At 68.4% G+C, this 22515-nt stretch carries 18 protein-coding genes and 1 tRNA gene; 9 read left to right on the top strand and 10 right to left on the bottom strand.

Features of this window, described 5'->3' with window-relative positions:
- Positions 1–333 precede the first annotated feature (333 nt).
- Positions 334–1182: a hypothetical protein gene (locus tag ACFWQG_RS17880; protein WP_378508980.1), complete on the bottom strand. Its 849-nt coding sequence runs from the start codon at positions 1180–1182 to the stop codon at positions 334–336.
- Between the two features lie 42 nt (positions 1183–1224).
- Complete coding sequence (locus ACFWQG_RS17875) at positions 1225–1545, bottom strand: hypothetical protein (RefSeq protein ID WP_378508979.1); 321 nt, start codon at positions 1543–1545, stop codon at positions 1225–1227.
- Between the two features lie 571 nt (positions 1546–2116).
- Here ACFWQG_RS17875 and ACFWQG_RS17870 point away from each other — a divergent pair.
- Both ACFWQG_RS17870 and ACFWQG_RS17865 read left to right on the top strand, forming a co-directional pair.
- Positions 2117–3346 carry a sigma-70 family RNA polymerase sigma factor gene (locus ACFWQG_RS17870; RefSeq protein ID WP_378508978.1) on the top strand — a complete coding sequence of 410 codons (1230 nt, stop codon included), beginning with the start codon at positions 2117–2119 and terminating at the stop codon, positions 3344–3346.
- Positions 3347–3476: 130 nt separating this feature from the next.
- Complete coding sequence (locus ACFWQG_RS17865; RefSeq protein ID WP_378508977.1) at positions 3477–4151, top strand: hypothetical protein; 675 nt, start codon at positions 3477–3479, stop codon at positions 4149–4151.
- 60 nt (positions 4152–4211) lie between these two features.
- Here the strand turns inward: ACFWQG_RS17865 and ACFWQG_RS17860 are convergent, their stop codons facing one another.
- Positions 4212–4580 (bottom strand): hypothetical protein, encoded by a 369-nt coding sequence (locus tag ACFWQG_RS17860; protein ID WP_378508976.1) that lies wholly within the window; start codon positions 4578–4580, stop codon positions 4212–4214.
- 692 nt (positions 4581–5272) lie between these two features.
- Between ACFWQG_RS17860 and ACFWQG_RS17855 the strand changes: the two genes are divergently transcribed.
- From ACFWQG_RS17855 to ACFWQG_RS17845, 3 genes are all read left to right on the top strand, one after another.
- The gene (locus ACFWQG_RS17855) at positions 5273–6103 is read left to right on the top strand and encodes a hypothetical protein (RefSeq protein ID WP_378508975.1); all 831 of its coding nucleotides are present in this window, start codon (positions 5273–5275) and stop codon (positions 6101–6103) included.
- Positions 6103–7035 (top strand): hypothetical protein, encoded by a 933-nt coding sequence (locus ACFWQG_RS17850; protein ID WP_378508974.1) that lies wholly within the window; start codon positions 6103–6105, stop codon positions 7033–7035. The genes ACFWQG_RS17855 and ACFWQG_RS17850 overlap by 1 nt, the downstream gene beginning before the upstream one ends.
- Before the next feature lie 482 nt (positions 7036–7517).
- The gene (locus ACFWQG_RS17845) at positions 7518–8753 is read left to right on the top strand and encodes a hypothetical protein (RefSeq protein ID WP_378508973.1); all 1236 of its coding nucleotides are present in this window, start codon (positions 7518–7520) and stop codon (positions 8751–8753) included.
- Between the two features lie 234 nt (positions 8754–8987).
- Here ACFWQG_RS17845 and ACFWQG_RS17840 read toward each other — a convergent pair.
- Positions 8988–9061, bottom strand: a tRNA-Gly gene (locus ACFWQG_RS17840).
- 94 nt (positions 9062–9155) lie between these two features.
- On the opposite strand from ACFWQG_RS17840, the gene dcd reads away from it, so the two are divergent.
- Positions 9156–9734: a dCTP deaminase gene (gene dcd / locus ACFWQG_RS17835; RefSeq protein WP_378508972.1), complete on the top strand. Its 579-nt coding sequence runs from the start codon at positions 9156–9158 to the stop codon at positions 9732–9734.
- Between the two features lie 208 nt (positions 9735–9942).
- Positions 9943–11241: an Hsp70 family protein gene (locus ACFWQG_RS17830; protein ID WP_378508971.1), complete on the top strand. Its 1299-nt coding sequence runs from the start codon at positions 9943–9945 to the stop codon at positions 11239–11241.
- Between the two features lie 309 nt (positions 11242–11550).
- On the opposite strand, the gene bluB is transcribed toward ACFWQG_RS17830, so the two are convergent.
- Positions 11551–12159, bottom strand: a complete 609-nt coding sequence (gene bluB, locus ACFWQG_RS17825; protein WP_378508986.1) for a 5,6-dimethylbenzimidazole synthase — start codon at positions 12157–12159, stop codon at positions 11551–11553.
- 134 nt (positions 12160–12293) lie between these two features.
- Between bluB and ACFWQG_RS17820 the strand changes: the two genes are divergently transcribed.
- Both ACFWQG_RS17820 and ACFWQG_RS17815 read left to right on the top strand, forming a co-directional pair.
- Complete coding sequence (locus ACFWQG_RS17820) at positions 12294–13484, top strand: beta-mannosidase (protein ID WP_378508970.1); 1191 nt, start codon at positions 12294–12296, stop codon at positions 13482–13484.
- A complete protein-coding gene (locus tag ACFWQG_RS17815; RefSeq protein ID WP_378508969.1) occupies positions 13481–14530 on the top strand; it encodes a beta-mannosidase in 1050 nt (349 codons plus the stop codon). The genes ACFWQG_RS17820 and ACFWQG_RS17815 overlap by 4 nt, the downstream gene beginning before the upstream one ends.
- Positions 14531–14534: 4 nt before the next feature.
- Here ACFWQG_RS17815 and ACFWQG_RS17810 read toward each other — a convergent pair whose 3' ends face one another.
- The 5 genes from ACFWQG_RS17810 to ACFWQG_RS17790 all read right to left on the bottom strand — a co-directional run bounded on the left by ACFWQG_RS17810 (position 14535) and on the right by ACFWQG_RS17790 (position 22455).
- Positions 14535–16193: a glycosyltransferase family 39 protein gene (locus tag ACFWQG_RS17810; RefSeq protein ID WP_378508968.1), complete on the bottom strand. Its 1659-nt coding sequence runs from the start codon at positions 16191–16193 to the stop codon at positions 14535–14537.
- Positions 16190–17674 carry a glycosyltransferase gene (locus ACFWQG_RS17805; protein WP_378508967.1) on the bottom strand — a complete coding sequence of 495 codons (1485 nt, stop codon included), beginning with the start codon at positions 17672–17674 and terminating at the stop codon, positions 16190–16192. Before ACFWQG_RS17805 ends, ACFWQG_RS17810 begins: the two co-directional genes overlap by 4 nt.
- Entirely contained in the window at positions 17671–19161 is a 1491-nt protein-coding gene (locus ACFWQG_RS17800; protein WP_378508966.1) for a hypothetical protein, read from the bottom strand. Before ACFWQG_RS17800 ends, ACFWQG_RS17805 begins: the two co-directional genes overlap by 4 nt.
- Before the next feature lie 4 nt (positions 19162–19165).
- Positions 19166–21130, bottom strand: a complete 1965-nt coding sequence (locus ACFWQG_RS17795; protein ID WP_378508965.1) for a hypothetical protein — start codon at positions 21128–21130, stop codon at positions 19166–19168.
- Between the two features lie 68 nt (positions 21131–21198).
- Positions 21199–22455: a pyridoxal phosphate-dependent aminotransferase gene (locus ACFWQG_RS17790; protein ID WP_378508964.1), complete on the bottom strand. Its 1257-nt coding sequence runs from the start codon at positions 22453–22455 to the stop codon at positions 21199–21201.
- Between the last annotated feature and the right edge of the window lie 60 nt (positions 22456–22515).

Here is a 22515-nt window from a genome sequence, read left to right as displayed (position 1 = left end):
CCTGTTAGTGCGTGAAACCGCCGTGTTCGAGAAGGGAAAGGGCAGGTCATGGGCTCGGTCAGCGATTTCACGCCACGAAGTGAGCCAAGTCAGGTAGGAGTCGTGTCGGCACTCACTCAGCAGCATCGCTCCTCGGCAGAGACGATGAAATCGATTGTCCGACGATGAGTTAGCTCTCCGATTCTGAAACAAATGTCATTGTCGCCCTAGCGCCGCGACTCAAGGGAATGTCTGGGCTCAGCGAACGGCATTGGTCGAGCTGGCGCTGCTCCATGCGATGACACTCGATCCCGGTCGGGCGGCGCGGATGCTGCCCGCGGCTCACGCAAACAGTCAGGTCGTCGCGATGAACAGCTCCATCATCGCGAAGGATCGGTCCGCCGGCTTCTCGTGACCGAATATGTGGTCGAGCAGAGCCGGGACCGGAAGCGATTTCGGTATTTCGACGAAGCCGTCACGGACTTTGCCAAGCCGGAAACGCTCACTGATGTCGATACATTCGAGGACCCGTCGGATCTCGCTTCGGTCGGCGACCCACGAAGTCGTCCCCAACGGTGCGAGCACGTCGGCGATGGACACCCAGTCGTTGTAGTACTCGATTGAGTCGCCAATCGCGGACTCGATGTCGCGCATCGTCATGTCCCGTACACGCCGGGTTCTGGTCGGCGGGTTCGCTGGTTGCACCGGGCCGTCGTGGTCGGCCGGTGGTGACGGCAGGAAGTCGCCGAGTGATCCCCACCAGTGGATACGTGCGGCGTCGCGTTGTAGCGACCGTGCCACCGTTCCGAGAGGTTCGCCGATGTCGTTGGTGGCGACAGTGTGCCCGAACTGCTCGGGGTCGTCGGGGCCGGGACCGTACGGGTCGCCGTGATCATCCACCAGCCGACGTGTCCCCAGTGTTCGAGGGTCGTCGCGGTAGCGGTAGACCACACAGAACGCCGAATCGCCGTCGGTCCAGGCATCGAGGACGCCGACGCACCACGCTTCGGATGACGTGTTGAACGTGAGGGTGTGTAGGCAGGCATGTAGCGCGCGGGACGACCAGGAGCCAGTGGTCTGGTCGTAGCGTTCGAGCAGTTGGCGGTGGCGCCGTGTCTTCCGGCGTCGCGTGGGTGAATAGGTGCGACTCGCGCCGTCGCGGTGGGTGAAGAAGTCCTCCGCGATTGCCGTGCCGTCCGCCATCATCCGATCGTATGCGGCGACCGTACCGGTCTCGGGGCGGTGTCAGTCGCCGATGTAGCCGGTGTCGGGGTTGATCTGGTCGAGGAAGTTGCGGATCGACTCGCGGTGCTCGTCCACGGTGATCGGCTCGATGGCCGACGGGGTGTCTGCTCGGTCCTGGATGCTGGCGAAGGCCGTGCCTTGGAAGCTGGAGAATCCGTAGCCGTCATTCGGGCCCGATACCCAGTCGTAGTCGGAAGCGCCGGGTTCTTCTGGGCGCAGGCTGACGGTGAAGATCTCCCCGTCGACTGTGAGTGTGAACGGACTATCGGCAGCGGTCGGGCGCCAGTCTCCTGCAGGTTCGTCGTGTCCACTGCCGGTCATGCAGTGATCGTGTCACATGTGTACAGGGACGGGGTTGCCCCTCGGCCCCACGTTTCACCCACTCGACCGGTGACTGGTTCATTCAGCTCCGATTGTGGGGCGGTGCTCGTCGCTAAGCACAGCCGCGACGTCCCAGTCAGATCCATGAAAGCAGTGCAGGTACGGACCCACGTTGCGGCACCACCCCGATCGAGGGCCGCCCAGGGAAGTGACGATGCCGTCTGCTTCGGCCCCGTCCGGTCGCCGAACGATCAGCGAATCGCTTTGTGGCCCGGCGCCGCTGAGCCGGATCATGCCGCCAAGCACCCCGATCCGGAGACCGGAAATGACAGTCAACGGCAGCGACCGCTTCATCCGTCGGTGATCGCGACAGCGTCTTCAGCAGGTGATGTCACGTCTGTCCGCTTACCGGCGGCCGCGTTTCATCCGCTCAATCTTCGAGATGACGCGGTCCGGGGGCAGCGCCCAGCGCCCGTGCGTCGGGAGCGCCCACTGTGTGGTGTACGTCACGTCGTGCTGATGGAACGAACTTGCGTCGTGTTGTCGTGTCCTAGGTATGACTATCACCGAGATGACTGACGAACCTGACATGCTCGACGACACTGGCACGGAACCCCGCGAGCGTGATCTGGGAGTCGTTCTCGATCCCGGAGACGAGCGCGCCGATCCGGAACGGTACCCGGCCATGTGGAATGCTTCCGCGGGCCTGCTGTTCAAGGCTGTCCTTCGTGCGCAGAACCCGGAGCCACCCGAGTACGTGACGGTGCCTCTGCCGGCATGGAGTGCCGAGCCGCGACTGGAGGTGGCGATCTCGGAGTGGAACATGATGTGGGAGGCCGCTCAGTTCCGCAGACGGATCGCCGGAGCCGGAGGTGATCTGCCTCCAGAGCTCGAGCGGGTCGCCGACCGCGGCGACATCAACGTGGTGTTCGTACCCCGCACCCGCACGCGCTATCACGAATACTCGCCGCTGTTCCATCTCCTTCCGCGCAGGACGGTCGAGCGTCATGGATTGCCGATGCGTGCCCGCGGGCAGTGGCCGTTCCTCGCTGACTGGGTCAGCCCGGACCTCTATCTCCCAACCGACTTCGCCGACCGGTTGTCGCGGGCGTGGGCCGGCACTGTCTGGCGACATCTCATGCCGGCGTCGCCGATGTGGGGATTCGCCAGTGCGGATCCGATCCGCCTGCTCGCGCACAATCTCGACTTCTGGATCCCGCCAGTGACCCAGGTGATGGAGGACGTGCTCCGAGAGTTTCCGATCGTCGAGAACGGAGCACCCATCGGCCCGGCGGTCCTGGAGGACGGGTCAATGCTCATGGGGGCGACGGTGGAGAACCCACGGTGTGGCGGCGAGCTGTGGGCGGGTGAGGAGGAGGCCGACGAGGTCACGCGTAGGACCGTGGAGGTTGCCGATGCTGATGGCCGGCTGCGGGGCATCCTCGATGCTGTGCGGTCGAATCGGGTGGAGGACGACTTCACCTCGTATTGGACTCGAGCTCGGGAGGATTTCGAGCGGAAGCTGTACAACAAGCGGGCGAAGGTCAAGGTCCGCTTTGTGGAGCTGACGGACACCATCCTGGTGCAGGGCCCGGAAACCGAGGTCATCGATCGGACTGTGTACGGGGACTTCCTCACACTCCTCAACGAGCGTGACCGGGAGATCGTCGTCCTGCTGCACAGCGGTATGACGAAGCTGACCGAGGTCGGCGAAACCTTGGGCTACAGCAACCACAGCGCTGTCTCGAAGCGCCTGAACCGGATCCGTGCGCAGGCCGCGAACTACTTCGACCTCGAGTGACCCCGGATACGTCGCACTGGGTGGGAATATCAAAACCCCGGTGACATGCACGAAGTGCAGAGGCCGATCCGGGGTCTTCACAGAGAATCCTACAGTACTTTCCACGAACGGCCACAACGACCGGAGTGAGATGACCAACCGTTCCACCGAGCTGACCCAGAGCCTGGACACCCTGCTCACGCCCGAACGACTCGCCCCGTACAGGGCTGCGACCGGCGGAGACATCGAGCGCGCATTGGATCTGTACGAGTGGAACAGCCGCATCAGTGCGGCGGTGTTCGAAGACCTCGGTCACCTCGAGGTCGCCCTGCGGAACGCCTGCCACCACCAGCTCGACGCGTGGACCAGGCAGCAGGGGGCGGGCCCGTTGTGGTACCTGCACCCAGCATTCAATCGGGCGTCTCAGGACGACATCGCGAAGGCCAGGCAACGAGCGACCCGCGGTGGCCGGACCGAGTTGCCCGGTCGGGTGGTCGCGGAGCTGATGTTCGGGTTCTGGCGGTTCCTGCACGCCAGAGGCTACGAGGCCACTCTGTGGACGCCGTGTCTACGCCTCGCGTATCCCCATCTCCAGCCGCGCCGGCGCCAAAGCGTCTACAGCCGACTCGACCACCTCAACACCCTGCGCAACCGTGTCGCGCACCATGAGCCGATCCACCGAGCACAGATCGGCGGGACGGGGCTCGACCTCGCCGGTTTGCACAGCGAGCTGCTCGAGCTGCTCGGGTGGATTGATCCTCACATCGAGGAGTGGGTGCGCGGCCGGAGCAGAGTGCCCTCGTTGCTTCGCGCCCGGCCGAGCTGACGCGGTGCGTTTACCGCGGCGCAGCGTGTGTTGCGCACCGTGATGCCGTGATGTCGTCGATCATCCACCGTGCGAGGTGAATTCGGCTGCCGAAGCGAGAACGATGTCGCGGACCATGCCAGGGTTCGTTTCGCGCAGAAGTCGCGCCGGCGGCTGATCGCCGAGAGCGGGGTTGCGGCCCTGGAACCAGGCCTGCGCGACAGCGGGAGTGTCCCGGGCTGTGATGAGGCGAGCGGCGGTGAGGGCGACCTGGAGTCGGTCGAGGACGGCGCGGTCGGGAAGCGGGCCCGTGCCGTCTGCCCAACGGCGGACCAGATCCGTGCTGTGGATTCCAGCGAGGTAGGCGACGAGCTTCGCACCGAGTATGGATCGAAGGTCTGCGATTATCTCGCGGACGTCGGCTTCGGGTGTGTGGTTGTTGCCCGCCATGACGATTCGCTCGCTCCGTGGTGGCATATGGGCGTTGTCCCCATCTCGACGCCCATCTACGCAAAGCCCGGCGACGTCGGGGGCCCTCCGCTGGCGCCGTGAACCGTGCCGTCACCACCTGTGGCGGCGCTTCGGGTTGTGCGCTCCGTGTGGGAGCGAGCCCGCACTTTGATTGTAGGCCTACGGTCGCGCGGTGAATGGCGGCAGTTCGGTGACCGGGCTGTGGCGCTTCGAGCGAGGTCCAGGTTCGCCGGACACGCAACCTGGCTGGGGAGTGTTGTGCCGCGTCGATGCGGTCTAGCGTTGTTGTTACGCCACCTAATTCCACCTCCTCGCTTACGCCGCCGCGTAGAGCGAGTGCCGTTGCCTGTACTTGGTGAGGTGGTGTCGATACACGGATACTGAGACGACGAGGGACGCCGAGTTGGAGTCGGTGTCCCTCGCAAGCTGCCAACCATGATCCCGCGTGGATCCAAGTGACTCATGAGGTTGAACGCACTCATGACGATACTCTCTTGTGTCTTGATGCGGCCAGAGCGCCCGCGGTGCCTTGCTCGCCTTCACTGCTGTGGTGATCGGTGATGGCCGCGTATCGACGCCGTACCGATGATCCGGGGTCGATCGCGGCGTGTATCAGGCGTTTTGAACCTCGATCGGTTGATCCGGCGGCGTGGGCGGTGGTGGGTCCGTGGGTGCGCGAGACGGTCGAGTTGTCGGCGCCGACGTTGCACAGTCAGGCCGCGAACGCGCTCAAGGTGCTCTCCCGATTGGCGGTGTGGGCCCTCGATGTCGGCTACGACCTGGACCGAGAGGTTGTCCTGACTCCGGAAGTACTCGAGCGGTATCAGGCGACCGGGATGCGGGAACTCGCTGCGACGTCGCGGTCGACGGAGCTCTCCCGATTGCGGGCCCTCGCGAGGGCGGTGACGCGTCGGGCGCCGTGGCCCGGGCCTAACGAGCGCGGGTCGCGGCAGGGGCTGTCCCCGCCGTACACCGACGCGGAAATCGACGAGTACTGGGAGGCCGCGGCTGCCCAGAACGGGCCGTTTCGGGTGCAGGCGATGCGCGCGGTGCTGGCGTTGACGGTGGGGGTGGGGGCTCGGGCGCGGGAGTTGTTCGCGGTGACGGGGGAGGACGTCGTCGATGTCGAGAGGGTGGCGGCGGTGCGCCTCGGGCCGGCCGGGGCGGAGCGAGTCGTTCCTGTCCGCACCTGGTGGGTCGAGCGAATGCGGCAAGTCGCCGACGGTGCAGGGAAGGGTCCGCTGATCGCGTCGCGGCGTGTGGGTCGGGATCAGGCGTCGGCGCTGGTGGGCTCGTTCGAGTACCCGTCCGGAATCCCTCTGTTGAAGGTGGCGCGGTTGCGGTCGACGTGGCTGACCGGGGTGCTCACCGACTGCGGTGTCGCGGAGATCTTCGCGGCCGCCGGCATTTCCAGCGGGAAAGCGCTGTCGGATCTGGTTCCGTATCTGCCTGCGCCGCAGGTCGGTTCGCTGAACTGGCGGCGCTTGGGAGGGCAGCAGTGATGGCGCCTCGGACCCCGGAGGAGATCATCGAGCTGTACGCCCCGCGCATGCCGGAAGATGAGTGGGAGGCGATCAGGCCGTTCGTCGTTGAGGTGGTTCGGCGAGGGTTCGCGCCGACGCAGGTGGCGCAGGTCGCGATGGGCCGAATCGGGATGGTGACGTCGCTGGTGCGGTGGGCACTCGATCAAGGTTTGCCGCTCGACGTCGAGCAGATCTTCCACCCGGCGACAGTGAACCGGTATGCCGTCACTATCGGCGGTTTGTCGGACGCAACGCGCTGCACGCGACGGTCCACGTTGACTACGCTGTCGCGGCGCATCACGCGGGCAGCTCCGTGGGAGCCACCCCGCGAGGCCCTGCCGTATCCCCGCTCGACGGTGCCGTACTCGGGGAGGCAAGTCTCGCAGCTGTTGTGGTGGGCGCCGCGGCAGCGCAGCGTCGTACGCCGGCAGGGTCTCGCCGCGGCAGTAGCACTTGGCGTCGGTGCGGGGCTGCGTGGTACCGAGATGCTTCGTGTCCGGGCCTCGGACATCCGGCGGCGTGGTGAGCATGTGATCGTTGCCGTGTCGGGGCCGAGAGCACGGCAGGTCCCGGTCCGACCGGCGTATGCCGCCGCGGTGCTTGATGCGGCCAAGCAGGCGGGTGGAGGTCACCTGTTCCGGGATCCGGTGCCCCGGGTCGAGTTCGTGGGGCTTTTGCTGGGGCGATGCGAGGTCCCTGACGGGCTGGAACCGGTGACGGCGTCGCGGCTGCGGTTGACGTGGGAGGTTGCCATGGTGCAGGCCGTTCCGCTGCCGGTGTTCATGAGGATGTCGGGGCTGGCGAACACCACCAGGCTCGCCGCCATTCTTGCTGGCTTTGCGCCGCGGAAGTGGCGGCGGTGGTGGACGAGTGCCGAGCTCGATGCCCTCGCGGAGGCGGTGCCGTGGTGACGAAGCATTCGCGCCCGCGCCACCGCCGGCCTGCGGCGGACCCCCGCCGCGTGCGGCGTTTGCACGAGGTGAGCACTGCGGTGTACCGGACCGAGCCGTGGCAGTTCAAGCGGGTCCTCGCGCTGATCGAGCACTGCACTGCGCGCGATTTCGTCCGTGAGGTGTTCGAGCACCATCGCGGCGTACATCGGGTGTTCACCGCCGATGCCTTCCTCGCCGCGTACCTGGTCACACCGATGCTCGGCATCCCGTTGCACCAGACGAACGTGACCGCGGTGGTCCGCGGGTGGACCGGCTCGCAGCGCCGAGCACTGGGACTGCCGTCGCACGCCGACATCACGTACAAGTCCGTCAACGACGCACTACGTCGAATGATGTGGGCGTGTCAACCATCCCGGTATCCGGAGTGGACCGGACGTGCCTTCGCGCAGGCCCTGCTCGACGCATCCCTCTGGTGCCATCCACCGACTGGGGCCGTTGCGTTGGATTCGACGGACGTCTCGACGTGGGGGAGAGTGAATTTCCGCAAACCGCGCGTCGATGCGGATCCCGACGGGCTGCCGCCACCCGATCACCCGCTCGCGCCTCCGGACCCGAAACATCCGCACGCTCGGCGGCGTGGGCATCAACTACCGAAGGCGCGCGTCGGCAAGGACACGAGGTACATCTATACGGTGGATGTCACTGCTCGGATGGGCTGGCGCAGCGCGGAGTTCGAGGAGACCTGCTACTTCTGTGGATACGACCTACACGTGATCACCGATGTCCCCGCCGCTCCTGGCCTCGGGCCGGTGGTGCAGGTTGCACGCGCGATGAACCTCACCCCGGCGGGATCGCACAAAGGTGAGGGCGGACTCCCCGCAGTTGAGGCACTGCGAGATCGGATCCCGAAACCTCGCCAACTCATCGCGGACCGCGCCTACAACAACGTCCGCAACGGCACGTTCGCGATCCCGGTATGGAAACTCGGGTACACCACCATCTACGACCTGCACCCGAACCAACGCGGCATGCACCCCGGACCGAAAGGCACACACACCATCTGGATTGACGGGGTTCTCTACGCGGACAGCCTCCCCGAAAGCTTGTACGACATCGACCCGATCGACACCGACATGAAGGAGAACGAACGCGTCCGGGTCGAGCGCCGGCACCAGGCGCGGCAGGCGTACGCGTACGTTCCGCACGATGCCCGCCACCTCGGCGGGGCGCAGCGCTACCGCGGGCCGGCCGTGCCAGCTGTGCGGGTGCGGTGCCCGAACAACCCGATCTCGATGCGAGCGCCGCAGGGCGTGCCCACCACGTCCTGCGTTCGTGGCAAGGAATGCGGGTGCGGCCACACCATCACCCTGCACGACACCGACTACCCCGACATGAGGATGCCGTTCCAGCACGGCACCCTGGCGTGGGAGGCGTCGTATCACCGACGTGTCGGCATCGAGAGCGTGTTCGCGGACTTGAAGCAGAATCGGCTGCACGTGCACCGTGGCTACTTCCGCGGCTTCGGAATCAGTCGCTACACGCTACTCATCGGTTTCACCCTCGCGGCACTGAACCTTCTCAACCTGCACGACTGGTATTCCAAACGCGAACGCCTCGATCCGTGGGGCCGTTTCCTGGGCGAGCCCGAGCCTGTCCGCCGCATCGGTATGCGGCCGCGTCGTTCCGTATCCCGGCGCCACGCGGAATCCTCGTCTGCTGCTCGGTTCGGCAGATAGCCACCTCGCACCGGAAGCGAAATCCACGGATTCCGCGGCTCGACCTCGACCACATCACGAAAATCGCTGCTCACCAACGGTCGTGAGCGTGCACGCGGGCCTGTTTGCGTTGCAGCGGAAGCGAGAACTGGCCGTCTACGTCGGCTTTAGTGCATTCGCGCGGGAAATCTGATTCCGATTCCGTCTGCGGGTCCAATAGGTGAACCCAAGAGGCCCCAAAGGGTGAACACCCTATGGAGCCGATGACGGGAATCGAACCCGCGTATTCAGCTTGGGAAGCTGATGTTCTACCATTGAACTACATCGGCACGCTGGGCAAACGCCACCCTGCGAGTGGTGCAAGTCCCTGCGAGCGGCAACTCTAGCAGACGCCTGCTCGGTCGTGCGTCTACCCTCTAGGTCGTGCTTCTTTCCGACCGTGACATCCGTTCCTCCGTCTCCACTGGCCGTCTGGGTATCGATCCGTACGAAGAGTCGATGGTGCAGCCGTCGAGCGTCGACGTCCGCCTGGACCGACTGTTCCGGGTGTTCAACAACACGAAGTACACGCACATCGATCCGGCGCAGCAGCAGGACGAGCTGACCAGCCTGGTCGAGCCGGCGGAGGGGGAGCCGTTCGTGCTGCATCCGGGGGAGTTCGTCCTCGGGTCGACACTCGAATTCTGTTCCCTCCCCGATGATCTCGCCGGGCGACTGGAGGGGAAGTCGAGCCTCGGGCGGCTCGGTCTGCTCACCCATTCGACGGCCGGGTTCATCGACCCCGGCTTCAACGGGCACATCACCCTCGAACTGTCCAACGTCGCGAACCTGCCGATCACGCTGTGGCCGGGGATGAAGATCGGCCAGCTGTGCCTGTTCCGGCTGACCAGTCCCGCGGAGAACCCGTACGGCAGCGCATCCGTCGGCTCCAAGTACCAGGGGCAGCGGGGCCCGACGCCGTCGAAGGCATACCTGAACTTCGCGAAGTCGCCGACGCCGTAACCCCCGACACCGGTGGGCAACACCGGATCGTCGCCGGACAGCGGAACCGCCTCGGTGGGAGGCTAACGGCCGGCTACCGGCTCCGCCCGCGCGGGCTGTCCGATCTGTCCGGACGGGGTCTGGCGCGGCGTTACCGGTTGGTTAGACTGCCCCGGGTTCGTAGTGCGCGCAATCGGGGGCGGGCACGCCGACAGACAAGGACGACGCGATGAGCGCGGTGCTGGGAGTCTCGGTCGGGGCCAGTGCTGTCCGCATGGCCACCCGCACCGACCACTATCACTCGGCCGATCAGCCGGGTGCCTTCGAGCAGCAGGCCGTCGACGTCGTCACCGGCCCGGTCGAGGACGTCGCCGCCCAGTCCATCGGGGTCCTCCTCGAACACGAATGGCACGGCGACATCGGCGCCACCGGCATCGTCTACGGCAGCGGAGTCGACGCGGACGCCATCCACGCCGCGATGGCCCGGCAGCACCTGTGGAACTACCAACTGGTACCCGAGGCCGCCGCCGTCGTCACCCTCCTCGAGAGCGTCGGGCAGCTCGGCCCCGACACCCACACCCTCGTCCTCTACGACCTCGGCAGCACCGGCGTCACGATCAGCGTCGTCGACCGCTACACCCGCAGCGTCATCACCAGTGAACGCAGCGACGTCGTCGGCGGCGACCAGTTCGACGCCCTCATCGCCGAACAGCAGGTGCGGGAACGGGGCCACGAACGCCCCGTCGACACCTGGGCCGCAGCGGAACTCACCGCCCGCTGCCGCACCGCGAAGGAGCAACTGTCCACCATCGGCGCGGTGTGCCTGCCGGGGGATCGCGGGCTGATCCTGCTGAACCGGGAACGGTTCGACGCGCTCATCCGGGTGCCCGTCGAGGGGTCCGCACGGCTGGCCCGCGAGGTCATCGCCGCGTCCGGACGTCGACCCGACGTGCTCGTGTTCCTCGGTGGGGGAGCGCGCATTCCACTGGTCCAGTCGGTGCTGCAGGGGTGGCTGGCGCTGCCCATCGTGCAGCCCCCGGAACCGGAGATGGTCGCCGCGCAGGGCGCCGCACTGCTCGCGGCACCGGTCGAGGCGACCCCGGAACCCGCACTGCCCGAACCGAACTGGTCGGACACCGCGACGACCCCCGTCCGCCGCCTGCCGGGCGGGGCGACGCGCAAGCAGCTGGCCCTCGCCGGGTCCGCCGCGAGCGGACTGCTGGTGATCGCGGCGATCGGGCTGGCGCTCGACCGCGGCGACGACACCACCAGTCAGCGTGAGCCGGCCGTCTCCGAGGTCATCGTCGAGCAGACGACCCCGACCACCACCCCTCCGCGAACGACCACCACCACAACGACGCCGACTCCGACGCCGGCCGCGCCCGTGGTGACGGCGGACCGGGAACCGTCCACCACCGCCGAGCCGACGCCGCCGCCCCCGCCGGGACCGCGGTACCTGAACCTGCCCGCACCCATCCAGATCGAGGTCCCGCCGGGGCTGCAGCTGCCGCCCGGCATGGTGCGCTGACCGCGGACGTTCGGCCCGGTGGGGAAATCAGATCCCCCTGGGGCGCGGCATCGCGCGCGGCGTCAGGGAAGTGAGCGAAGAAGAAGGCTGGGATCCCCCCAGCGGGGTGGCGGGGTACAGGGGGGTGTCTCCCCGCCACCGGCTCGATTGCACACAGGGGGGGAGGTGCAATCGAGCGTGCTGGACACCATTGGTGTCGTGTCCGAATCTACCGTGTCTTTCCCGATCTGTCTCACCGGGGGTCGGATTTCGTGGCGAGGTTCCGGCCACACCCGCGCCCGCCTGTGCGCGGCGCGACATTCGTGCAGGTCAGAACGACTCGCGGTGCACGGCCTCGGACAGCGGGCGCGCCTCGCGCCAGCCGAACCGCACCAGGTCGGGCGTGTCCTGGAGCCGGGACACCGGGCCGACGCACAGCCACGCGATCGGCCGGATCGGCGCGGGCACCTTCACCAGCTCGGTGAGGAAGTCCTCCTCGTAGAACGACACCCACCCCACGCCGATACCCTCCGCGACCGCGGCCAGCCAGATGTTCTGGATCGCGAGCACCGCCGAGAAGACGCCGGTGTCGTCGACGGTGTGCCTGCCGAGGATGTTCGTTCCGCCGCGGCTCGGGTCGTAGGTGACGACGATGCCGGTGCCGGACTCGCGGATGCCCTCGACCTTGATCGGATCGAACGTCTCCTGCCGCTCCGGCGGTAGCGAGTCGGCGAAGTTGCGGCGGCAGCCCGCGACGTGGTCGGCGAACGTGCCGAGGGTGGCCGGATCCTGCACCACAACGAAATCCCACGGCTGGGTGTTGCCGACGCTCGGCGCGTTGTGCCCGGCCCGCAGGATCCGCGTCAGCTGCTCCTCATCGATCCGGTCACCGGTGAATTCGGCGCGCACGTCGCGGCGCATCCGGATCGCGTCGTACACCGACAGGGTGGGGCCGCTCTCGGCGGACGCAGCAGGGGCGTTGTTCACATCGCTGGACACGAATCGACCGTATCCGATCGGCCACGCGACGCCGTCGCCGCGCGGCGGTTCGGGTCCGGCGGTAACGTCGGACCATGGTGTCCACAGCGTTCGCTGCACGCTGGGCCCGGGCGGCCCTCGTCGCGGCGGTGATGATTCTCGGGGTCGGGGCCCTGTCCCCGGCGGTGAGTAACGCCCAGACCGGTGGCCGGGTCGGTGCGGCGGGCACCGGCCTGACCCTCGACGGCCAGCCGTGGTGGCCCGCCGGGTTCAACGCCTACCAACTTGCGACGGACTGGTCGATCAACCACGGCTGCGGCGCCCAGGTGGACCTCGACGCCTACTTCTCGGACCTGCCGCCGCGCACCGTCACCCGGTTCAACGCGTTCGAGGCGTTGGCGACGAACAAGACCACCGGGCAACGGGACTGGCGCCCGATCGACCGCGTCTTCGAGGCCGCGCAGCGGCACGGCCAGCTGTTGGTGCCGGTGATGGCCGGGCAGGAGGGGCCGTGCGAGGACGAGCAGTTCAAGCAGCACGACTGGTACATAGAGGGCTGGAAGACCCGGCAGCACGGCCTCGAGCCGTCGTTCCAATCGTGGATCGGTGCGGTCGTCGACCGCTACAAGAACTCGCCCGCACTGGCGGCCTGGGAAACCGTCGGTGAGCCGGAACCCGGTGTGTGCATCGGGGATTGTGTGCTCCGTGTCCGCATCTGCCCACCCGACGCCGCGGTCGTGTTGCGCAACTTCATGGACGAGGCCGGCGAGGTGATCCGACGGCACGCCCCCGGTGAACTGATCACCGCGGGACTGGTCGGCGGCGGCCAGTGCGGCAGCGCGGGCGAGGAATACAAGTACGTGAACGACTCCCCGAACGTGGATGTGCTGCAGTACCACGACTATCACTTCAACGGCATCCCGCTGCCCGGCGACATCTGGAACGGGTTGGAGGTTCGGATCCGGCAGGCGCGGGAGTTGAACAAGCCGATCGTGGTCGGGGAGATCGGGCAGATGGCGGGCGCACCCTGCGAGACCCTCGACCAGCGCGCCGCGGACGTCGATCACAAGATCGGCGGGCAGCGGCTCGCGGGCACCGCGGGCGCGATGCTGTGGTCGTTCGTGCCGGATCCGCGGCACGACCTGTGCACCTTCGATGTCGGCCCGGGTGACCCGCTGTTCGGGGTGCTCGCGAAGTACACCACCGTCGGCTCGGTGCCCCCGCCGATCCCCGATCCGGGCACCGGCGGCGGATCCTCCGGTTCGGCAGGCTCCTCGGGCAGTTGACGACGGTCACCGGTCCGGTGCGGGCGCGGGTCGGCGCCGCAGGCACCGGGCTCACCCTCGACGGTCGACCGTGGTGGCCCGCCGGGCTGAACGCCTACCAGCTCGGCACCGACTGGTCGATCAACCGCGGCTGCGGCGCCCAGGTGGATCTCGACGGCTACTTCGCGCTGCTGCCCGCCGCCACCGTCACCCGGTTCAACGCCTTCCAATCCCTCGCCGTGAACAAGCACACCGGCAGGCTCGACTTCACCGCGCTGGACAACGTGTTCGCCGCGGCGCACCGGCACGGGCAGCTGCTGATCCCCGTCCTCACCGCGCAGGACGGGGCGTGCGAGGACGAGCTGTTCAAGCAGCGGGCCTGGTACGTCGACGGCTGGCGGGAGGCCGCACCCGGTGTCCCGCTGTCGTTCGCCGACTGGGTGGACACCGCCGTCGCCCGGTGGCGCGGATCGCCCGCGCTTGCCGCCTGGGAACTCGTCGGTGAACCGGAGACGAGTGTCTGCCCCGACGGCGACTGCGACTTCGCGAACCGATTGTGCCCCGACGACGCGGGGGCGGTGCTGCGCCGCTTCATGGACGTGGCGGGGGACCGGGTGCGTGACCTGGACCCGGACCGGCTGATCACCGCGGGGCTGACCGGGGGCGGGCAGTGCGGCACCGCGGGCGACGACTACCGGTACGTCGGCGCCTCCCCGAACGCGGATGTGCTGCAGTACCACGACTATCACGCCGACGGCGTCGCCCTGCCCGGCGACGAGTGGAACGGGCTGGCCCGCCGGCTCGAGCAGGCGCGGGACCTGGGCAAGCCGCTGCTGGTCGCGGAGATCGGGCAGGCCGCGGGCGGCGGGCTGTCCCTCGCGGACCGGGCCGCCGACATCGAGACCAAGATCCGCGGGCAGCGGGCCGCGGGTACCGCGGGGGCGTTGCTGTGGTCGTTCGTCCCCGACCCGCGACCGGCACAGGCCACCTACGACATCGGTGCTGGCGATCCACTGTTCGGGATCCTGGAGCGGCACACCACGGTCGGTGCCAGGCGGCCGTACTGAACGGCTACTCGGCGTCCGGACCCTCCGGCACCCGGTACAGCCGCCAGGTCGGCTGGTCGGCGCCCGTGTTCGGGATCTCCAGCTCCAGCGTCGCCACGGCGCCGCCGTTGTCGAAGATGGTGGGGTAGCGGCGGTTCACCGCGTCCGACGCGCCGCGCCCCGAGGTGGGGATCGCCAGGATGTACTCGATGCCGTGCCCGGCCGGGTCATTGAGCGCCGCCACGAAGTCCCGGTCCGACGGCACCACGAACTGTTTCGGGTTCGTCGACGCCGCGACGATCGCGAACCCGTACACGGTGTCCATCAGCACCGATCCGTCCGGCAGGTTCATCGCATCCAGGTAATCGGCGATCTGCCGTTCGGTGGCGAAGGTGTCCATGATCGCGCGCTGCTTCGCCTGCTCGGCCGGATCGTCCTCACCCCCGCCGAACAGCACCCCCAGCGCATACTGCTGCACCGACAGCTGCCGGTGCGCCATCCCGGCGAGCGTGATCGGCAGGCTCGCCGCCAACGCGAGCGTGGCGACCAGCGCCGCCACCGGGAGCCGCGGCTGCCGCACGTCCCGCTCGCGGGTATATGCGCCGGGACGCCGGGACGGCAGGGGACCGCGCGCGGGACTGAACTGCAAGGCGTACACCGCGATCAGCGGGATCACGCAGATGTAGAAGCGCAGGAACGGGAACGTCACCCCGGTGACATAGGAGTACGTCTGGAACGCGAGCACCGACCCGAACAGCAGCGTCGGGACCAGCACCTCGAGGTCGCGGCGGCGGACCGCCAGCACCGCGACCGCGGGCACCAGCAGCGGCAGCGCCGGCGCCAACACCAGCATCGACGCCGCCGAGAACCCGAGCGCGGACAGCCCCGCCTCCGACGGGCCACCGGACTGGGCGAGGATCTGCGCGTTGCCGTAGCCGGACTGGAACTGCGCGAACAGCTGCCCGGTCAGCAGCCAACTCGTCACCGCCCACACCGACACCGCGAGGGCGCCCGGCGCGACGACGATCACCGCGTCCAGCAGCGCCGACCGGCGGGCGTGGCCGCGGGACCGGCCCGCGCGGAGGCGGGTGAGGACCGCGACGAACACGGCGGCCGTCGCGATCGCGGCCGCGGCGTCGTATCTCGTCAGGTAGCCGAGCCCGAGTGCGACGCCGACCGAGATCAGGTCGTGCACGTCGTCGGTGCTGATCCAGCGGATCAATCGTCGTGTCGCCCAGCACATCAGGAACACGAACGGTGCCTCGCTCATCCCGGTGGCCCCGTAGAACAGGATCATCGGGTTCAGCGCGAACAGCAGCGTGACGGCGACCTGCTGCCAGCGCGGGGTGCCGCGGTCGGCGGCGATCCCCCAGATCTGCGCGACCGCCGCCGCCATGAACGCGGCCGACATGATCACCCCGGCAAGGCCGTAGCGGGTCAGCTCCGGGATCCACGGGCTCAGCGCGACCAGCGGCAGCTCGACCAGCGAGGTGAGCGGGGTGAAGATGAACCCGATCTCCGCGAGGTGCGGGTCGCGGCTGAACAGTGCGCCCTGCGCCGACTGCACCCGGCTCAGGGCGTCGCCAATCAGGAAGTGGTAGCGCAGCGCGAGGACGAACCCGAGGACCAGGTAGACGACGAGGGCGGCGGCGAACACGCCCTGCACCGGCCGCAGGCGCCTCACTTCCGCGCCCCCGTCGGGGCCACAGTCGGCTCGGTCGACGGCTCGTCGAGACCGTGGAACGTCTTCTCCCAGTACGACGGATTGCGCAGCAACTGCCAGCAGCCCTTGATCGCGGCGATGCTCATCAGCAGCCAGTACAGCGGCACCGTCAGGCAGGCCAGCAGCAGGCGCGGGTCGCGGCCCTCCCGGCAGCCGACCAGGTTCAGGAAGATCGTGACCGCGTTGCCGAACACCAGGCAGATCAGCGCCGGGTAGTAGACCAGCGGCGGGAAGATCTCCCCGATCTGCAGCGGCTGGCCCAGCAGCCACGTCAGGGTGATGAACCAGAACACCATGTTCAGGCAGGCGATGATCGGGGTGCCGGCCAGCAGCAGGGTGAACCGCAGGAACGCCAGTGACCCGATCTCCCGCCACAGCCGCAGCGGCCGCCGCGTGTGCACCAGCCATGTCTGCAGATACCCCTTGTACCAGCGGGACCGCTGCCGCAGCCAGTTGATCGCGTCGCTGTTGGCCTCCTCGAGCGTGGTCGAGTCCAGCACCGCGGTCTTGTATCCCTCGGCCGCGATCCGCACGCCGAGGTCGGCGTCCTCGGTGACGTTGAACGGATCCCATGCACCGATCTCGTCGAGCACCGACCTGCGCAGATGATTCGACGTGCCACCCAACGGGATCGGCGCCTTGATCCGCATCAGGCCGGGCAGCAGATAACTGAACCAGACGCCGTACTCGACGGTGAACCACCCGGTGAGCAGGTTCTGGGTTCCGTTGCGGAACGCCAACTTCGCCTGCACGCACACGACCCTCGGGTCGAGGCGGGCGAACGTCGCGGCGACCCGGCGCAGCTGCAGCGGCTCCGGGATGTCCTCCGCGTCGTAGATCGTCACGATCTCGCCGGTCGCCAGGTGCAGCCCGTAGTTGCAGGCCTTCGGCTTGGTCCGCGGATCCGCCGCCGGGACCAGCACCACGGTCGCCACCTCGTCCACCCCGGCCGCGGCTGCAGCGGCGATGGTGGTGGCGTCGTCCTCCTCGAGCAGCAGCAGGATCTGCAGCTTGTCCCGCGGGTAGTCGAGTGCGCCCATCGCGGCGATCAGCTGTGCGATCACCTCGGTCTCGTTGTAGGCGGGCATCAGCACCGTGTACGTCGGCAGGTCCGCGTCCGGGATCGCGCGGGCCTGCTCGTCGGTGACGGTGTGGATCGCGTCGGCGGGCAGGCCGCGCCGGAAGATGATCAGCCGGTCGATCAGCGTCAACACGTACGCGACGGTGCTCAGCGCCGTCCCGACGATCAGCGTCGGCGTCGGGAAGAACGCCAGGCACACCACCGCGACCACGGCGATCACCAGCAGCAGGTTCCGTTGCCACGGCACGAACGCCCGTGACGCCGACGCCATCGGATCCCGTTCGCGCAGACCGTTGACGGCGTCATGCAGGGCCCGCTCGCGGAACTCGGGGGAGCGCTGGGGATCCGGTGACTCGGTCACGGCGCCGCCTTCCACTGCTCGGCGACCAGCTCGCGGCCGAGGGTCGAGAGCAGGTTCACGTCCTTGAACGACGGGTGCTGATCGATCTGGATCGCGTTGCCGCGCAACAGCACATTCAGGGACTGGCCCGCGACGGCTGCCGTCTGTGGATTCAGTTCCGGGAACGTCGCACCGGGATCGTGGTTGTCCACCGACAGCAGGTTCACCACCTGGGTGACGTCGCCGCGCTGCCAGATGAACTGCAGCTTCGTCCAGGTGAGGAACAGGTTCTCGTCGACGACGGTGTACAGCCTGCCGATCACATCGTGACCGAGGTCGACGTCGATCGTCTCGGACCGGCGGCTGCCCAGCGTCGAATACAGCATCTCGCCGGGATACACGGCCAGGGTCTCGGGCTGGTGGGTGCGCATGTTGTCCACCACGACGCTGCGGACCCGGTTCTTGGTGTCCCACTCCGGGTTCACCTCGTCCGCGCGCAGCATCTGCCGCACCAAGGTGGCGTCCGGGCCGAAGAACATCGGTGCCCAGTCGACGGTGTCGAGGGCGGTCTCGGTCCAGCCGTCCGGCACCCGCAGCCACGTCTCGCCTGCCACCTCCGGCGGTCCGGGGTCGACGTGGACGGTCACCGGCGGCGGCAGCGGCGAGAACGCCTGCGCGGCGGTCGCGGCGATCAGAATGACGACGGCAACGCCCACCGACCGAACTGTCGGCATGCGCGGCGCCCGGATCGAGATTCCCGGGTCGGTGCCGCGTCTGGCCAGCAGGATCAAGGAGGTCAGGCACACCACCACGCCAATGACCACGGCGGGCAGCGACCGGAGCAGCGGAGTGTCCGACGCGGGCCACAGGGCGTCCACGGCGGCCACCATCGCCAGGCCGACGACGAGCGTGATCAGCGCGGCGATCACCCCGCGCTGCCACGTCCGCGCGACGGCGATGCCGGTCGCGACGGCGACCATCACCACCAACGTCGCGCCGGCGGCGAACCACGATCCGCCGAGCGTGATGACCAGGGTCCGGTAGCCCCACGGCGTGAACGCCAGGTACGCCAGCCACACCGGCCAGTACCGGCACGTCGCGCGGGTGCCGAACATCAGCACGCACGCGCCGAAGACGAACACCAGCGCGGACAGCAGGTCCAGCCGCAGCAGCAGGAATTCCTCGCGGTACCGCGGCACCAGCCAATACGAGATCGCCAGCGATGCACCGAGCGCGATCGTCCCGACGATGTAGTCGACCTCGCGGTCGTGGATCGGCAGCTCGCCGTGCCTGCGCCGGGTGACACCGATACCCATCGTGATCCCGAGCAGCGGCAGCAGCATCAGGTACCAGAGCAGGCCGGTCTCCGCCGAATCGGGCAGGGTGCGCAGCGTCGACGCCCAGAACCCGACCACCAGGCACGCCGCGATCACAGCCCAGCGCACCGCGAGGGTGGCGAGCGCGCCCGGCCGCCCGGTCGACGCGGGACGTTCCGCGACCGTGACCATGACGCTAGGTCGTCGACCGGGGCTTGCGGCTGGCCACCCACACCGCGAGACCGCCGAGCAGGCCGAGCGCCAGCACGCCGCCCGCCGCCGCGAGCACCCCGCGAACGGTGGAACTCGACGTGGTCTCGGGGGTGGGCTCCGTCAGCGACGACAGGTTCACCGGCTCCCGGTCCGCGGTCTGGAACAGCACGTCACCGGTCAGGGTGAACCAGCGGTTCCGGTCCGCCTGCAGCCAGTCCAGGATCCGATCCAGGTTCTCCGGGACCGCCGTCGACGTCGCGACGAGCAGCATCCGCTCCTTGTTCGCGTCCCAGGTCGCCTGGACGGACCCGAACTGCAGCGTCGGGACGTCGACGGTGCGACTGTGACCGGAATCGTTCGGATCGGCCAGCTCGATGGTGTCCTCGCCGGTCCGGGTCAGCGGCAGCGCGATCGAGTCCGGCAGGCCGCCGTCCGGGGCGACCAGGATCGTCGGCGACGTCGAGTTCACCGCGTCGTCGAACGACACCAGTTCCGGGCGCATCGGGGAGACGGTCATCGCCTGCAGGCCGGTGGTCAGGGACAGTGCGCGGCGCAGGTTCGCGAAGGTGTTGTCCTGCAGCCCGACGTCGACCGTCGGCAGCAGCGCCTGCGGCAGCGCGCCGAACCCGGCGGGGCTCGGCGGCGTCGCGGTGTCGCTCGTGACCGGGCTGGCCGGGTCAAGGGTCAGCGTCACCGGTTGCGTCGACCCGCAGGTCATGACGCCCGCGACCTGCAGCGTCACCACCACCTCCGTGTACCGGGTGAGCAGGTCGTTCGGGATGTCCACCCACTGGTCGATGCGTCCGGTGTCGTCGACCGGCCAGTGCGCCAGCGTGGTGTCGCCGACCGTCACCGTGATCTGCCCGTTCTGCGCGCTGGGCAGCGGCGTGTAGTTGCCGAGCAGGTGCACGGTGACGTCGTCGGAGGGGCGGCCGAGCCGGGTCTGGTCCAGGCCGACCACCACCCGCGCGCGGCCGGTCGACGTCGACGTCAGCTGGGTGACGCCGAGGTCGCTGAGCGTGGTGGCGTCGGGGGCGAGGATGGGCGCGGTGTCGAGGGCGCCCGCGGTCGCGGTCGACGCGACGACCACCTCGGCCAGTGAGTCGACCAGCAGCCGGGTCTGATCCAGCAAGGTCGCGCCCTGCCCGGACAGGGTGAGCACCGGGACGCCGGCCGGGGACGGCGACAACTGCACGGCCGGGCTGTCCGCTTCGGCGATCACCACCTGGCGTTCGAACTGCCCGACCGGCTGGTCGGGCATCGACTGTCCCGCGGGCAGCGGGCGCAGGTCGACGACGGTGCCCTGGTTCGCGTAGTGCGCGGTGACCGCGGTCCCGAACTCCAACGCGGCCGCGGACTCGTCGGGGGTCGGGTTCTCCGGTACGTATAGGTCGAGGCGCTGCAGGACCGGCGGCAGGAAGTCCGCGATCACCGCGGGCTGGATCTCGTTGCCCGCGTAGTCGATCGACGCGTCAACGATCGACAGCGAGTCCTCCGACCAGTCCTCGGCGCACCACTGGTCGTCGAGCGGCGCCAGGTGCGAGCGCAGCTGCACCTGCGCGGCGTTGTCGGTGATCGGCACCCCGGCGAGCGGGATCGTCACCGGCGCGGTCGGCGCCCCCGCCGGAACGTCGATGCGGCTGAGGATGCGGCCGCCCGCGACCGCGTCGATCCAGCCGCGGCCCGACCCGGCGGGCACCTGGATGGTGCCGTGCAGCGCGGTTGGGGCCATCCCCGGCGGAACCGGCAGGTGCAGGCTTACCGTCGCGTCCTGTCCGGGGAAGTTCAGCGTCCGCCCGAGTCCGACGGCGGGCAGTCCGAGCGTCGCGTCCTGGCGGGCGGGCACCGGCTGCGCCAGCGCGGGCGACGCGGCCGTCACACCCAGGACCGCGGCGACCGCAACACAGGTTGCGGCCAAGCCAGCGCCGCGGCGTACACGTTCGGACATCCGTCCTCCTCGAGTCGACCCCTTCGACCCTACGAGCGGAACGGCGCCGCCGCGCGGTGGACGCGCCGCTACTGGCTGTAGCTCGCCAGGAAGTTCCCGAAACGCTCGATCGCGACCGCCAGATCCCGCGCCCACGGCAGCGTCACGATGCGCAGGTGATTGTGGTCGACCCAGTTGAAGCCGGTGCCCTGCACCATCAGGATCTTCTCCTGCAGCAGCAGGTCCTGCACGAGCTTCTCGTCGTCGTGGATCTCGTACACGTTCGGATCCAGCCGCGGGAACGCGTACAGCGCACCCTTCGGCTTCACACATGAGACGCCGGGGATCATGTTCAGCCGCTCCCACGCGACGTCCCGCTGCTCGAGCAGGCGACCGCCGGGCAGGATCAGGTCCTCGATGCTCTGGTAGCCGCCGAGCGCCACCTGAATGGCGTGCTGCGCAGGAACATTGGGGCACAGCCGCATCGAGGCGAGCAGGTTCAGCCCCTCGAGGAAGCTGGTCGCGTGGTCCTTCGGGCCGGTGATCGCGACCCAGCCGGACCGGTAGCCCGCCACCCGGTACGCCTTCGACAGACCGTTGAACGTCAGGCACAGCAGGTCCGGTGCGAGCGTGGCGAGGGAGATGTGCTTGGCGTCGTCGTAGAGGATCTTGTCGTAGATCTCGTCGGCGAGCAGCAGCAGCGAGTGCTTGCGCGCCAACGCGACGATCCGGCTCAGCACCTCCTGCGAATACACCGCGCCGGTCGGGTTGTTCGGGTTGATCACCACGATCGCCTTGGTGCGCGGCGTGATCTTCGACTCGATGTCCGCGATGTCCGGGTTCCAGCCGTCCGACTCGTCGCACAGGTAGTGCACCGGGGTGCCGCCCGCCAGCGACGTCGTCGCCGTCCACAGCGGGTAGTCCGGCGCCGGGATCAGCACCTCGTCACCGTTGTCGAGCAGCGCCTGCATCGTCATCGTGATCAGCTCGGACACCCCGTTGCCGAGGTAGACGTCGTCCACGTCCAGGTCCGGGAACCCGGGGACCAGCTCGTAGCGGGTGACGATCGCGCGCCGCGCCGACAGGATGCCCTTCGACTCGGAGTAGCCCTGCGCGGTCGGCAGCGCCGCGATCATGTCCCGCATGATCACGTCCGGTGCCTCGAACCCGAACGGCGCCGGATTGCCGATGTTCAGCTTGAGGATGCGGTGCCCCTCCGCCTCCAGTCGCGCGGCGTGCGCGTGTACCGGGCCCCGGATCTCGTACAGCACGTTCTGCAGCTTCGCGGACTGGGTCAGCACGCGCGGCTGGGTGTGGGTGTGGTGGGAGGGCTCCGAGACGGTCACCCGTCCATGGTGCCACTGTCGGTAAAGCGATTTACCCGCGGGGAGCCTCCGATCAGCGCA

It is taken from the genome of Rhodococcus sp. NPDC058532, from assembly GCF_042719255.1.
Classification (GTDB): Bacteria; Actinomycetota; Actinomycetes; order Mycobacteriales; family Mycobacteriaceae; genus Rhodococcus_G.
This window is presented reverse-complemented; position numbering and strand designations above follow the sequence as displayed.

Coding starts and splice junctions, on each gene's coding strand:
- ACFWQG_RS17880 (WP_378508980.1), bottom strand. CDS start 1,182: ATGGCGGACGGCACGGCAATCGCGGAGGACTTCTTCACCCACCGCGAC.
- ACFWQG_RS17875 (WP_378508979.1), bottom strand. CDS start 1,545: ATGACCGGCAGTGGACACGACGAACCTGCAGGAGACTGGCGCCCGACC.
- ACFWQG_RS17870 (WP_378508978.1), top strand. CDS start 2,117: ATGACTGACGAACCTGACATGCTCGACGACACTGGCACGGAACCCCGC.
- ACFWQG_RS17865 (WP_378508977.1), top strand. CDS start 3,477: ATGACCAACCGTTCCACCGAGCTGACCCAGAGCCTGGACACCCTGCTC.
- ACFWQG_RS17860 (WP_378508976.1), bottom strand. CDS start 4,580: ATGGCGGGCAACAACCACACACCCGAAGCCGACGTCCGCGAGATAATC.
- ACFWQG_RS17850 (WP_378508974.1), top strand. CDS start 6,103: ATGGCGCCTCGGACCCCGGAGGAGATCATCGAGCTGTACGCCCCGCGC.
- ACFWQG_RS17830 (WP_378508971.1), top strand. CDS start 9,943: ATGAGCGCGGTGCTGGGAGTCTCGGTCGGGGCCAGTGCTGTCCGCATG.
- ACFWQG_RS17820 (WP_378508970.1), top strand. CDS start 12,294: ATGGTGTCCACAGCGTTCGCTGCACGCTGGGCCCGGGCGGCCCTCGTC.
- ACFWQG_RS17800 (WP_378508966.1), bottom strand. CDS start 19,161: ATGGTCACGGTCGCGGAACGTCCCGCGTCGACCGGGCGGCCGGGCGCG.
- ACFWQG_RS17795 (WP_378508965.1), bottom strand. CDS start 21,130: ATGTCCGAACGTGTACGCCGCGGCGCTGGCTTGGCCGCAACCTGTGTT.